The 13,370-nt window shown below is 42.2% G+C and carries 11 protein-coding genes; 6 read left to right on the forward strand and 5 right to left on the reverse strand.

What is annotated here, in order from left to right; translation table 11 throughout:
* Positions 1–6 precede the first annotated feature (6 nt).
* The 3 genes from HMPREF2086_RS12290 to HMPREF2086_RS01820 all read left to right on the forward strand — a co-directional run bounded on the left by HMPREF2086_RS12290 (position 7) and on the right by HMPREF2086_RS01820 (position 1,835).
* Positions 7–135: a hypothetical protein gene (locus HMPREF2086_RS12290; protein ID WP_267902063.1), complete on the forward strand. Its 129-nt coding sequence runs from the start codon at positions 7–9 to the stop codon at positions 133–135.
* A 72-nt stretch (positions 136–207) separates the two neighbouring features.
* Positions 208–1,326: a tRNA guanosine(34) transglycosylase Tgt gene (tgt, locus tag HMPREF2086_RS01815; protein ID WP_023927015.1), complete on the forward strand. Its 1,119-nt coding sequence runs from the start codon at positions 208–210 to the stop codon at positions 1,324–1,326.
* An 86-nt stretch (positions 1,327–1,412) separates the two neighbouring features.
* A complete protein-coding gene (locus HMPREF2086_RS01820; RefSeq protein WP_023927016.1) occupies positions 1,413–1,835 on the forward strand; it encodes a group III truncated hemoglobin in 423 nt (140 codons plus the stop codon).
* Positions 1,836–2,024: 189 nt separating this feature from the next.
* On the opposite strand, the gene HMPREF2086_RS01825 is transcribed toward HMPREF2086_RS01820, so the two are convergent.
* Positions 2,025–4,937: a hypothetical protein gene (locus tag HMPREF2086_RS01825; protein WP_023927017.1), complete on the reverse strand. Its 2,913-nt coding sequence runs from the start codon at positions 4,935–4,937 to the stop codon at positions 2,025–2,027.
* A gap of 649 nt (positions 4,938–5,586) precedes the next feature.
* Between HMPREF2086_RS01825 and HMPREF2086_RS10580 the strand changes: the two genes are divergently transcribed.
* On the forward strand, positions 5,587–6,333 hold the full coding sequence (locus tag HMPREF2086_RS10580; RefSeq protein ID WP_023927018.1) for a hypothetical protein: 747 nt from the start codon (positions 5,587–5,589) through the stop codon (positions 6,331–6,333).
* Positions 6,334–6,359: 26 nt separating this feature from the next.
* Positions 6,360–7,001, forward strand: coding sequence for an HP1233 family protein (locus HMPREF2086_RS10585; RefSeq protein ID WP_148374456.1), 642 nt, complete (start codon positions 6,360–6,362; stop codon positions 6,999–7,001).
* A gap of 185 nt (positions 7,002–7,186) precedes the next feature.
* Here HMPREF2086_RS10585 and HMPREF2086_RS01840 read toward each other — a convergent pair whose 3' ends face one another.
* From HMPREF2086_RS01840 to trxA, 4 genes are all read right to left on the reverse strand, one after another.
* Complete coding sequence (locus HMPREF2086_RS01840; RefSeq protein WP_023927020.1) at positions 7,187–9,148, reverse strand: AAA domain-containing protein; 1,962 nt, start codon at positions 9,146–9,148, stop codon at positions 7,187–7,189.
* 96 nt (positions 9,149–9,244) lie between these two features.
* Positions 9,245–10,099: a 4-hydroxy-tetrahydrodipicolinate reductase gene (gene dapB, locus HMPREF2086_RS01845; RefSeq protein ID WP_023927021.1), complete on the reverse strand. Its 855-nt coding sequence runs from the start codon at positions 10,097–10,099 to the stop codon at positions 9,245–9,247.
* A gap of 39 nt (positions 10,100–10,138) precedes the next feature.
* Positions 10,139–11,077 (reverse strand): thioredoxin-disulfide reductase, encoded by a 939-nt coding sequence (gene trxB / locus HMPREF2086_RS01850; protein WP_023927022.1) that lies wholly within the window; start codon positions 11,075–11,077, stop codon positions 10,139–10,141.
* A gap of 200 nt (positions 11,078–11,277) precedes the next feature.
* Positions 11,278–11,595, reverse strand: a complete 318-nt coding sequence (trxA, locus tag HMPREF2086_RS01855; RefSeq protein WP_023927023.1) for a thioredoxin — start codon at positions 11,593–11,595, stop codon at positions 11,278–11,280.
* Positions 11,596–12,073: 478 nt separating this feature from the next.
* On the opposite strand from trxA, the gene HMPREF2086_RS01865 reads away from it, so the two are divergent.
* On the forward strand, positions 12,074–13,072 hold the full coding sequence (locus tag HMPREF2086_RS01865; protein ID WP_023927025.1) for a hypothetical protein: 999 nt from the start codon (positions 12,074–12,076) through the stop codon (positions 13,070–13,072).
* The last annotated feature ends 298 nt before the right edge of the window (positions 13,073–13,370 follow it).

The raw sequence follows: 13,370 nt of genomic DNA on the forward strand, positions 1-13,370 counted from the left end.
GTTTTGGTGGCACAAAGCAAGCGCGTGAAGCAAATGGTGCAAAGAAATGACACAAAGCAAGGCATAAATAGAGCAAAGCCTACCAAATTTACCCCAAATCCACCAAAACCTCGCATTATACCAAAAACCAAATAATACTTACAAAATCTTATTTGTTAGCTTTGTCTTAGCAAAATCTAAAAACATATTTTTAAGGAGCAAATGTAAATGTTTAGCTTGCAAGCTAGTAGTGGGAGTGCTAGGGCGGGTGTTTTGTCTCTAGCGCATTCATTAGTGCAAACGCCTGTGTTTATGCCTGTGGGGACACAGGCGTGTGTGAAGTCGCTTGATGCGCTAGATTTGCAAAATCTAGGCGCGAAAATCATCTTGGCAAACACTTATCATACTTATTTGCGACCGGGGGCGGAGGTGTTTAGCAAGTTTGGTGGGGTGCATAGTTTTAGTGGATTTGGTGGGAGTTTTTTGAGTGATTCTGGTGGATTTCAGGCATTTAGTCTAGGTGGCAATGCCAAAAAGCTAGAAAATGGCGTGGAGTTTGCCTCGCATATTGACGGAAGTAGGCATTTGTTTACTCCACAAAGTGTGCTAGATATGCAGCTAGCACTAAATAGTGATGTTATGATGGTGCTTGATGACTTAATCGCACTTCCCGCTGATAGGGATAGACTAGCCCAAAGTGTGGATACAACGACACGATGGGCAAGGCAGAGCAAAATCTACTATGAGCGCAAAAAAAGCGAGGGCAAGGCAGAGGGCAATCATATATTTGGAATCGTGCAAGGTGGGGTAAGCCAAGAGTTTCGCGCTAGGAGTGCTAGTGAGCTTGTGGAGTTAGATTTTCACGGATACGCGCTAGGTGGGCTAGCAGTAGGCGAAGAGACACAGCAAATGTATGATACGATAGAGTTTAGCACGCCACTTCTGCCACGCGATAAACCACGCTATCTTATGGGGGTCGGCACACCTGAAAACCTCATAGAAGCTATCTCGCGCGGGGTGGATATGTTTGACTGCGTGATGCCGACACGAAACGCACGAAATGGCACGCTATTTACGAGCTTTGGGAGAATCAACATAAAAAATCAGCAATACCGATTTGATGAGGGTGCGATAGATAGTGAGTGTGAGTGCTATGCGTGCAAGAGTGTGTCTAGGGCATACTTACACCACCTTTTCCGCGCAAATGAGTTAAGCTATCATCGCTTTGCTAGCTTGCACAATCTGCATTATTACCTAGAGCTAATGAGGGGAGCTAGAGAAGCGATAGTAGCGGATAAATGGAGGGAATTTAGAGCGGAATTTTATGCAAAGAGGGAGTATTTATAAAATCTAAAAAAAACTTTTGCGTGATATTGTTGTTTATAATCTTGTGCTAAAAACTTCTCAAAATTTTTAGGCTAAGGACGGATACAATGCAGTTTTCTACCACACAAAATACACAAGACGCGCAACAAAAGCACACCCAAATCGACAAAGAGGGAATCGCAAAACTTATGGATTTATTCTACGCAAAAGTGCGAAAAGATGAAAATCTAGGCAGGATTTTTGAGGGCAGAATCGGCACTGATGAGGTAAGCTGGAGCGCACACAAGCAAAAAATCGCTTCTTTTTGGGGAGGGATATTTCTAGGCGAGCAAGACTATCACGGCGCACCGCTTAAAGCACACTTGGATTTAGAGCCATTTCCTAGAGAGTTTTTTGAGATTTGGCTAGGGCTTTTTAAGGAGTCTTGCGAGTCGGTGTTTTGCCAAGAGCCTGCAGAGCAGCTGCTAGAGAGGGCGCGAGATATAGCCCAAAGATTCCAAAAAATCCTCTATGAATTTCCGCATAGTTAGCGCACTATGCTTCAATCTCATACTTATGACGCAAGCCTTAAATGTCTAAAATCGCTTAACAAAGATTGCATAAGATATTTCGCTTGGCACTTAAGTATGACAAAAACGCTTACTAAATACAATTACTTCTAATGCTTCTAGCTCCAATGTCCCCACCACTTCAATCAACCCCAAAATCAAGCCAAACACCTACGACTTGCCACCAAACCAATACACATATTTCATATTAAACGCCGTGCTTACGCCGTGAAATCTATCATTTTCACTTGCGTTGCCAAATTCATTGAAATTTGAGTAAAAAAGCCCGTTATACCCCGCACTTAGCTCGTGATTTTGCTTGAGTGTCCATATCAAGTCTAAGTCTACATTGCCATAGAGGATGGGCAGTGCGATTGTCCCTGTGCCAGCTAGCCCACCGATTTTAAACTCCCCTGTGGGCTTATTTAGCACATTGTAGCGTAGCCCTCCTATCGCACTCATTTTAAACCTTTTCCCCCATACTTTGTAGTATTTCACACTTGCAGAGACTTGAGGGAGATGCCACATTTGCATAGGGTAGTATTCATTCCCACCGAGTTTGTATTTTGCTTTTTGTAGCTTCATATCTAGTGGGCTTAGCACATCATAGCTTACTCCTAGCTCGGGAGCTATGTAGCTATTGTATTTTAGCTGATAGAAGTTTATCCCGCTTCGCAATGAAGCCCCAGCACTCCATATCAGCGGTATAGCAGAGTTAGACGTGTTTGTCTCTAGCTTAAATTTGATATTTGGCAGTGGGCTTTGCGCTTCAAATATAGGCATATCTAGCCCAGCTCTTGCATTTAGCTTGATATATGCTTCTTGTGGCTTTGTCTCAAAAGCAAAGCTTTGGAAATAAGTCGCGCCTATGTTTAGAGAGTTGTTATGCACGATAGCTTGGCTTCGTAGTAGCTCTGCATCGACATAAGCGTATTCATAGCCTAGATAGCCACCTAGTATGCCATCTCCTAGCTGTCTTTGCACGCCGCCTATCATTCCCCCCGCCCACTCTGTGGCACTAGCTATACCTAGCTCGGCATAGGAGTGTGCCGCATAAGGTAGCACAAAGGCTATGTGGTTTTTATTTCCACCATAGTCTAGAAACGCCTTATCTGTCCTAGATTTTCGCTTCGTGCTTTTATCTTGCTTCATTGCCTTGCGCATAGCAGGGGAGTAGCGATTTAGCCTAGCGGGATTATTTACATCTCTTTGGTTTCGTGCGCGGTTTAGAAATATCTCTTTGTCTTTTTGAGCATATTTGCTCAAATCACTTCTAAAGTTCTTTTTCATCAGTGAGTCTAGCGCGTTTTGGGTCATCACCGCCCTCCTCATATAGCTCATCGTGATGATACGCCATAGCGAAGCCCCATAGCTCGTAGCTATATCAGGGCTTACGCGAAATCCATTTCCCATATCGTGCAGGGCAGTGCCAAGCCCAGCGGATAGATGAGAGAAGTTTAGGTCGGTTTTGGTAGTTGAGCCTATTTGCTTTCCGCCTGTGCTATCTATGATTAGTTTGTCATAAAGGTAAGTGTTGTTTGCGTCTGTTACTCCCTCGCCTATGTTGATTCTTATCGCACCAGGTCCTACTTCGCCTACTGTGGTTATCGTATTTGCAGAGATATGCTCGGGGTAGAGGTTTGTAGAGTGAGTGTGGTTATTCCAAGTAGATGGATTGCTATTTATGGTTAGTGTGGCTTGATAGACATTTAGAGTAGTGATAGTGCCAGAGCCAGAGATATTATATAGTCCTAGCACAGAGGCGAAGTCCTCTGCATACTCTTTCCACCCTAGATTTAGCTCTCCTATCGTGCCGTTATTTGTGATTTTGCTTACAAAGGTGCTTCTATCTGTCCCAGCAAATCCACCATATATCGCCATAGCATTTACTGTCTTGCCAGAGTTTATGGTAAGCCCACCTTGATACTCTCCACTCCTCTCATCTACTCTACCTATCTGTGTGCCTCCGTGTATGCTTAAGCCTAGTGCTTTGCCATAGACATTTGCCACACCATAGCTATTATAATTTACATCTGTATCAAGCGTTAGCCCAAGGAGTGTTGAGCCATTTGCTCCGTGGCTACCCCCTGCTTCAGAATAAGGCATAAGGATTCCAAGTGGTTTATTATGAGTGCCTGTGAATGTAAAAGTCGTGTTTGGTGCATTTAAGCCATAGAATTGAAATGAATAGTCGTGTTGTGCTGTGCCTATACTGCCTAAGTTTATACTCACACTACCAGCTCCTATGGAAGTGCCACCACCGCTAGTGCCTATAAAAAAAAGCCCACTTTGTGCTGATTTCCCTGCTGTCTCTAGCTTGGACTGAAACTCACTAGCACTAAAAGAGCCTCTGCACTCTACTCTTTTGCTTGTAGCACCAGCGACAGTGCTATGCTGCAAGATGACACAATCTCCAGCTATGGCTAGCTCTAGACTAGCACTTGCTAGTGCGCTCGCCGTAAGCATAGATAGGGCTAGCTTGCGGGGGTTTGGGTTGGTGGTTTTTTTTGTCATATTGAGCGATTTTCTTGTTGTCATATTGAGCGTGAGCGAAATATCTCTATTTTGTTTTTGAGATACTTCGCTTCGCTCAGTATGACAATATTTTTCGTCATTGCGTGTTAATTTTTCGTTATTGTGTGCGTGGAGTGCGACTCTAAAAGCCCCCTCCCTTAGCACGATAGAGTTTGGCATTCTTAAAGCCCCCTCCCTTGCGGAGGGGGTTTGGGGGTGGGTGTTTTTTGCAGATTTTGCACTTAGCGCAGAATCTGCTTTTGAAATACTTGCAGAATTTGCATTGCTAGCAGTTGCTTTTTTGTCGTTTGCAGTTGCTAGCTTTGCTTGAGATTCAAGGGTAGGATTTACCCACCCCCTAGCCCCCTCCGCAAGGGAGGGGGAATAAGTGGAATCGCCACCTACAAGGGAGGTGGAACTGATTGGATTGCCACGCTCACTTCGTTCGCTCGCAAAACAAGGCGAAGCCAAAGTTTCTTTAGTAATGACGGAAGTGCCGTGTTTTAAGCGTGAGGGGGTTTGTATATGCGCGTGAGTGCTTACGCGCATAGGTTTTGTTTGCTTTTTCATTGTTTTTCCTTAAAGTATGTTTTGCGATACCTTTTGTATCGCGTATAATGCAGTGATACAAGTCATTTGATAAATAAAAAATTAAAAGTGAATGAATGGTAAAAAAATTATGCTTAAATAAAAATTAAAAATAAGACAAAAAAAAAAAAACGGTGGCTTTTTACGCGAGTTTTATCTATTTTTTCCACTTTTTTGCCAAAAATATATGATTTATTGATAAGTATTGGTGTTTATGGATTTTGTTAGTAGATATTGCTTAGTTTTTACAGCGCAAAGCGCAGTTTCTTTAGAAAACAAGCAGGGCGCAGTTTCTTTAGAAAGCCTTTGGTTTCTTTAGTAAAACAAGGCGAAACCGAAGTTTTTTAGTAATCCACGAAAAAGCATAGATTGCCACGCAAACGCTAACGCATTTGCTCGCAATGACGGGGGATACCCACCCCTTACTCCCTCCGCAAAGAGGGGGCTTATGCAGCCAAGCAACCCCCGCAAGCTAGCCCTATCCCTCCTTACAAGCACAGCAGTTGTTTGGCTTTAGGGTGTAATCAATATTTGGGATTTATCTTTTGCCGATATAATGCCGAGTTTTTGAATATCCGTATTTTGATTTGCATTTGCAAAAATTCATAAAATCTAAACATAAGGAAAATAAATGGCTTTTAGCACTTCAAGTGCGTTTTTGGGCGCGTATATGGGGGCTTTTTGTAGTGTGGGCGATTGCCCTAGAGAATACACGCGCGTAGGCATAGGCGCACAATACACCCACTTGCAAGAATCCCGCACAAAGCAGACACATAGCGACATATACGCAGGATACCTAAATCTAGAGGGAGGCATCGCTACCAAAAACAACCGCGCACAATTCGTCCTAAGCGCGAAGCTAGGTGCAGGCAAGCAAAATCCTAGCCTTTTGTCCCCGCAGTTTGTGAGGGAGGGTGTCGCGCTATTTGGCGAGATACGCCCAAAAGTGGGGGTAAATCTCGCCACCAAAAATATCCCCCTCTACCTAAATCTAGCCTATACATTTGAAGCCTACACTTCGCGCAAAAAGGGAAGCGGTGGCTACTCGTATCTGTTTCACTACATAGGTGGGGAGCTAGATGGGGCAATCCCGCTTGGCAAAAGAGTGGCTTTGCAATATAGCGTGGGGTATGATTGGCTTTTTTATGGCGGGTATGGATTTGGGAAAGACTCGGCTTTGAGTGCTTTTTCGCTAAATGGGGAGGCTTATAGCGCGAGTGTGGGGGCTAGCTATTTTTATAGCGAGCAAATGGAGTATTATCTAAAAATCATATTTAGATACCAAAATCTAGGTGCGTCAAAAATCTCTAGTGAGGGGCTAGGTATGCCAGAACTCACAAACGCGATAGGAATGCTTGAAATGGGGATTGGATTTTAGCTAGATTTTGGATTTGTTTTTGCTTTTTGATTGCGTCATATTTGTGCTTAGAGTTTGGCTTAAGAGGCGCGTATATCCGCTTCTTTGGCTATGCTAGCTTTGCTACTTTGATAAACTATAAAAAATCTATTTGGAGGTGTGTTTTGCGTATTGATTATGGATTGCCCAAGACTTCGATTAGCTCACTTCTATCTACGCAAAATGCAGTGCAAAACTCACAAAATGACATACAAAGCCAAAGTGATGTGCAAAACCAAAATGGCGAAAAATCCACGAGCCAAAGCTCCGCACAATCCACCCAAAAAACAAAACCTCCACAAAAAATCCAAAAACCTACTTTAGAGAAAATCCAAAAAGATAGCTTGCCAAAGCAGGACTTTGCAGGCTCTGCTGTGAGGGAAACCTATGGAATGGAGATTTTGGAGCTAATGAGTGATGAGGAGTATAGTGCATTTGTGCGTGCTAGTGAGGGAATGAGCGAGGGAGAGAAAGTCATCGCCGCACAATCGCTATATAGCCTAAGAGAAGACTATCAAGGGCAGGGGGCGCATAAGCGGGACAAAAACCCATACACAAAGACAAACCGCGCTTTTTCTAGGCATAATGATTTTTTGGAGCGATATAAGGCGTTTTATTATGGTGTGGAAAAAGTCGAGGTTTTGGGCTAGTGTAGTGGAAATAAGCAAAAAAAGTGGGACTTAATTGGGGGGATTTGGTGGTAAGTAGTGCGTGCTAGGATTTGCGCAGGGTTTTTGCGCTAAGGTTTTGTGATAAGGTTTTACACGGGATTTGTGCTAGGATTTCGCGCTAGTGGGGGTTGGTGTGCTAGTTGTGCTTAGTGTGCTAGTGGCGTTTAGATTTTGATGATTTCAATGTCTTTGCTTGGGAGTTTTTTAGGCTCGCTTAAGTGGCTTTGTGATGAAGTTTTTGGGCGGGAATTTTGAGATATTGTGGGGCTTGCTTGATTTGGAAATGGAAGTGCATTTGCCAAAATCTCGCTTAAAAACTGCCCTCTAAATCGTAGCCAATACGCCCTATCGCACACGATGATTAGCTGCTTTTTTATGCGACTTATGGCGACATTTAGGGCATAGCAAGCATTTGTATTGCGAGAATCAGTCAAGTGATGATGAAGCATCACAGGGGAGAAAATCACAGTGTCAAACTCCTGCCCTTGCGAGCCGTGAATCGTCCAAATACGGCGATATGACACGCCACAATCACTTAGCAATTTTTTTTGCTTGATAAAGGGCGTGATGATAGCAAAATCGCTAAAATCTATTTGTGATAAAAACGGAGATTTTTGCTTATCTAGCTCTTTTGTAAGCGTGGCGATAGCGCGGGCTTCTGTGATATTTTGCTTATCCTCTATAATCGCATTTGGGCAATCTATGTAGAAAATCTGCGTGTTTTCTTGCTTACCTTTTAAGCCATTATGATAGATATGAGAGTCCAAGATTTTGGCGAGATTGTCGCCATAGCGGTGGGTTTGGCGCAGGATACAAAAGGCGGTTTTTGCGCTATTGTTTTGGGTAAAGCATAGCGGGCTAGATTGGGATTTGCTAAAGATGGGTGCGCTTATCTCTGCGCTATGAGCGAAAAAGTCTTCTAAAAACAGCGAAGAGAGATTAAAAAGATTTGCCCAGATTTTATCCCCCTTTATCTGTGAGGTGGGCATCTCACAGATTGGCATTAGCTGCTTGTGGTCGCCAAGCAGGGTTATGGGTGTGTTTTGGGTGGTGAGGACTAGGGCTTTGATAAGTGGTGTGAAAGCGCACTCATCTAGGAAAAAATGGCAAAAATCTATACCCAAACTTGTGTGTTTTTTGATAAATCCGTCCATTGTCATACCGATGAGTAGGGCTTCTTTTAGCCGTGCTTTGGGAGTGGTGGAGCTAAAGAGAGAATCTTTTGCTTTTTTTTGCAAGACTTGTGGGTCGCACACTTCGGTGTATTTCTCCAAAAAGGTGTTGCTAGGTGTGCCAAGTCTCAAAATCTTTTCTCTATTTAGCCCTAGTGTGTCAAACTTGCTAATAAGCGCGATTAGCACTTGCTCTAGGGCGGAGTTTGTCGGGGCTAGCACGCACACGGGCAAGTCATTGTAAATGTAGTAAAGCAGTGCTTCAAAGAGAACGACTTGGGTTTTGCCACTGCCCGGTGCGCCCCAAATATAGCTAAATGGCTCGCTTAGGGCGCACATAAGCGCGGACTTTTGCTCGGCATTTAGGTAGTCTTTGGGAGTGAAGCTAGAATCTATCTCAATGTGTCGATTTTGTGCTGTGCTTGGACTTTGACTAGAGTTTGACTTTGGTGCAGGGGGATTTTGGGCAAAGGGTGTGTTTTGATTAAGTGGTGGATTTTGGGTAAGTGGCTGGGTTTTGGCAAGAGGTGGATTTTTGGCAAGAAGTGGTTTTTTGGTAGGCAGGGCAAAAGATTTTGCATTTTCAAAAAACATTTCTAAATTGCGGATTAAAAACTTCAAATCACTAAAAAGTTTTATGTCATTTTTGTGTTTTTCTATCTTTTCTAAAAGGGCGAAATCTAAGCACTCAATAGCCAAAATCCCCGTTTTTTCATCATAAAAAAGCACGCAAAAGCCCGCTTCCTCGCTAAGTGGGGTATATCTCCCGCACACATCAAGCATAAGGGAATCTGTATTGACAAATTTTGCTTTTATAAAAAATTTTATTATGGCTTCTTGTATGTTTATGCCAAGTATTTGTAGTTGCTCGCAGCCTAGATTGTGGTTTTGGAGATATTCATAGTAGATAGAAGTGGCGTTTATAAGAGCGGTTTTTGTGATTTCGTGGTTCATTTGGGGTTGTCAAAGGTTTTGCGTGGGTTTTCTTGTATGGGTTTTGTGGGATTGTAGCTTTTGTAAATTTTGTGCAAAATCTAGCGTGAAAAATCTTTAGCTATTGTTTGCTAGCATATCATCTATGCAGTAGAGTTTTGGGTTTTGCTTAGAGAGCCATAGAGCGCAGGCAAGCGCACCTTTGGCAAATGTCGCTCTGCTCGTGGCGTTGTGTGTGAATTCTAAATACTCGCCATCAAGGTAGAATCCTACCGTGTGCCTACCTGCGACATCGCCTCCGCGCAGGGAAGTTATGCTTATTTGCCCAGATTGTCTTGCACCTGCTGATACTCTATCGGTAATGAAGTTTTGGGATTTGCTTCCTCGTCCTTTGGCACAAGAGTGGGCTAGGGCTAGGGCTGTCCCGCTTGGAGCATCTTTTTTGAAGCGATGATGAATCTCGCTTATTTCTATATCTGCGCTTTGTAGCTTGCGTGCGACTTCTTCTACTACTTTGCACAAAGTCGCCACTCCTAGCGACATATTTGCCGCATAGAGAATCGGCACACGCTTGCCCAAACTCTCCATAAGCGCGAAATCCTCTTTGTCTAATCCTGTCGTGCCGATGACGCAAGCTGGGCTTTTGGACTCGCTAGAATCAGTCGCGCTTTTTAGTGCGCTTAGCAGTGAAGCTGTGCCTTGCTTGGAGCTAAAATCTATAATAACCTCGCAAGACTTGATAAGAGTGTCTAAGTCGTTGGTAACTATCGTGTTTTGCGGATTTTGCTCGCTTTGTAGATTTTGCCCATTTTGCAGAATCTGGGGGAAATCTAGCTTCTCACGCACAAAAATAACGCTTAAAGTCGCTTCAGCGCAAGCCAAAATCTCATCTATAAGTAGCCTGCCTACGCGACCTGTGCTACCTAGCAAGCCAATTTTTATTTTTCTTGTGCTTTGTGATTTATCCGCCATATATTCCCCTAAATCTTATGCAAAATTTTGTGCAAAAACTTAGTGCAAAGAGTCAAGATAAGCTATCGCACTAAGTGCCGCAGCTGCGCCATCTCCTGCTGCGCAAACTACTTGCTTGGGTGCGTTTATGCGTATATCTCCTGCGGCAAAAAGCCCTTTGACATTTGTTTTCATCGCCAAATCCACGATGATAGAGCCATTATCCTCGCTTGCGCAAAGCATAGAGCCATTATCCTGCTTTAGCACTTGAGTGTTTACCTCATAGCCTACAAAGATAAAAAGCCCAGAGAATTCTATTTCTTTTTGCTCTTTTGTCTTGGTGTTTTCTAGCACGACAGAAGTGGCTTTTTTGTCATTGCCTTTGACTTCTATGGGTGCGTAGGGGGTAAGAAACTCGATTTTGGGATTTGCCCTAGCGTGCTCTAGTGTGATAGGTGCGCCACGAAACTCATCTCGCCTATGCACTAGCGTTACTTTGGAGCACATTTTGGTAAGGTATATGGCTTCTTCTAGTGCGGTATCGCCACCACCGATTACGACTACTTCTTTGTCTTTGTGAAAAAACCCATCGCAAGTCGCACAAGTGCTTATGCCCTTGCCCCAATACTGCTCCTCGCCAGCTATGCCCATCTTTCTAGGGCGTCCACCTGTGGCGAGAATCACACTTTTTGCTTCTACTTTGCTATCCACATCGTAGTGGATTACGAAGTGTTCGCCCTCTTTTGTGATTTGCCTCACATCTGCCATTTCGCGCTTTAGCCCGAAGCGGAAGCACTGCTCTTGCCACGGCTCCATAAAGTCTAGCCCGCTTTTTATCTCTGCTACCCCGGGGTAGTTTTCTATCTCGCTACTTCCTGTGATTTGCCCACCGGGCATACCTTTTTCAAATAGGACAACATCTTTTATCCCGCCTCGTGTCGTGTATAATCCAGCAGTAAGCCCCGCAGGACCACCGCCGATAATCGCTACATTTAACATTTTTTCTCCTTTTGATTATGTTTTAGTGATTATATGTTATTAAATGCGTTGTTTGCTAAGCATTGTCTATGCCACAAGGTTTTGGGCATAAACAAAAAAAGCTAGATTCTAGCCAAAAAGCATAGAATCTAGCCCCGAAAATTTAGTTAAAGATTTAGTGCGCATTGCTAGGGGCATAAGCCCTAAGCAAGGCGTGAAAATTATAGCAATGCTTCAATCTTGCTAGCAAGCACGGCTTTGCTATGTGCTCCTACGATTTGCTCGACTACTTGTCCGTCTTTCATAAAAAATATCGTAGGAATGTTGCTTATGCCGTATTCTTCTGAAATCGCTTTTTCTTCATCGACATTGACTTTGCAAATCGCTGCTTTTCCTTCAAAATCGCTCGCAAGCTCGTCAATCACGGGTGCTAGCATACGACAAGGACCGCACCAAGGTGCCCAAAAATCTACCATAGCTACACCGCTTTTGGTTACTTGCTCAAAGTTGTCTTTTTTTAGTTCGATGTATTTTCCCATCGTTTTTCTCCTAAGTTAAAGTTATAAAATAAAGGCGTGTTTATTGTATAACCATAAAATAAACAAAAGTTCTTTATTGAAATATTTTATGTCTTTGGTGTGAGGTTGGGTGTGATTTTGCTATTTTGTGGGATTTTGGGCTACTTGTGTTTTTGATAGCGCAAAGGATACCCACCCCCAAACCCCCTCCGCTTAAGGGAGGGGGCTTTTTAAAAAACGCAAAATACAACAAACCATATAAAATCCCCACAAAATCCAACTCTACAACATTTCAAAATTCTCGCAATTTTACAGATTCTCACAAAATCCCCTCACGCTTCCCCACATTAGTATTCTGTTTTTTTTTTTTTGTAGTATCGCTTTTGCATAGAATCCGTAAAAATGCTAGAAACTGATTGCAATACTTTTTGAAGAAGGTGGTAATAGGCTAACAAACACAAAAATCCCAAAATCTAAAAAACGCATAAAAGGAGTAACGATGAAAAAATCAAATCAAATGAAAAAGATGAAAGAGACAAGAGAAATGAAAAGAGCGGCACAAATTCTATCAGTAGGGTTGTTTACGCTATGTGTGGATACTGCTTTTGCATTTGGGACATATAACCATAATGTAACGATACGAAATCAGCCAAGTTTTGGCGAGATTTTGGAAAGAGGTGCTCAAAGAATGCACGAACAAAATATGCTAAATCAGCAGTTACAAACGCAGCAACAAATGCAATTTCAAAATCAAATGTTTCAGATGCAACAACAGCAACAGATACTAAACAAACAAGAGCATTTGCAAAAGCTTAATAGCGACCCAGAATATGCCCTGAGAGATAAGCTAAACCAAAAAAGTAATGCACTAGGCAGAGTGATAAAAGAAAGTGATGAAAAGTTTGGCACACTAAACGAAAAAGAAAAAATATTAAATGAGGAGTTTGACTTATTATTTGACGAAGCAAAACCTTTGAATGATAAAGTAAAATCAATCTTTGCTAGACTAGATACATTGACGCAAAAAGAAAAGGCACTAGACACATCAAAACTTCTACCACAAGAAAAAGATGAAATCAAAAACTTTCTATCCAAGGCTGTTGAGCTAAATACCAAAAGACAAGTGATGGACAACAAATGGCAAGTGTATAATGATAAAGCTTCTTCGCTTAATGAAAACTTTACTAAAAAAGCGACAGATTTTGTAAATATGCTTCAAAAATACAGCACAGAAATGGAAAAATATCAACACAAAATAGAATATGACAATAAGGCTTATGAAGCATTTCTAAACATAGCCGAGAAAAAAGCTGAAGTAATGATAAATCTAGCTAGAGAAAAAGAGGCATATATTTTGAAACTAGAAAAACTCTATGAGGAAGCGGATAAACTTGTGGCAGAGGATATAAACTTTTGCAAAGACATTATCAAGCATAAATCATTTGTTAGAAAATATGAGAGATTTTTTAAGAAAGTGGAAAAAAGATTGGGGGTGTAGGATTGGCTAATTTTTTTAAAAAACTTTGCAAAGTAAATTATCATAACTTAAGTGAAGCTATACATCTATAAAGACTCTATTTTTGTCATATTGAGCTTTTGCAAAAAGCGAAATATCCAAAAAATGTGTTTTGTAAATATAAGCTATTTTAGATACTTCGGTTTGTGCCAAACCTGATGATTGTTTTTTTGTGGCAAGAAAACACTTTTTTAAGCAAAACTTACCCACCCCCAAACCCCCTCCGCCACAATTTTATCATTTTGGGAGGGGGCTTTTAAAGAATAAAATCCCCACTCCA

Source organism: Helicobacter macacae MIT 99-5501 (assembly GCF_000507845.1).
Classification (GTDB): domain Bacteria; phylum Campylobacterota; class Campylobacteria; order Campylobacterales; family Helicobacteraceae; genus Helicobacter_B; species Helicobacter_B macacae.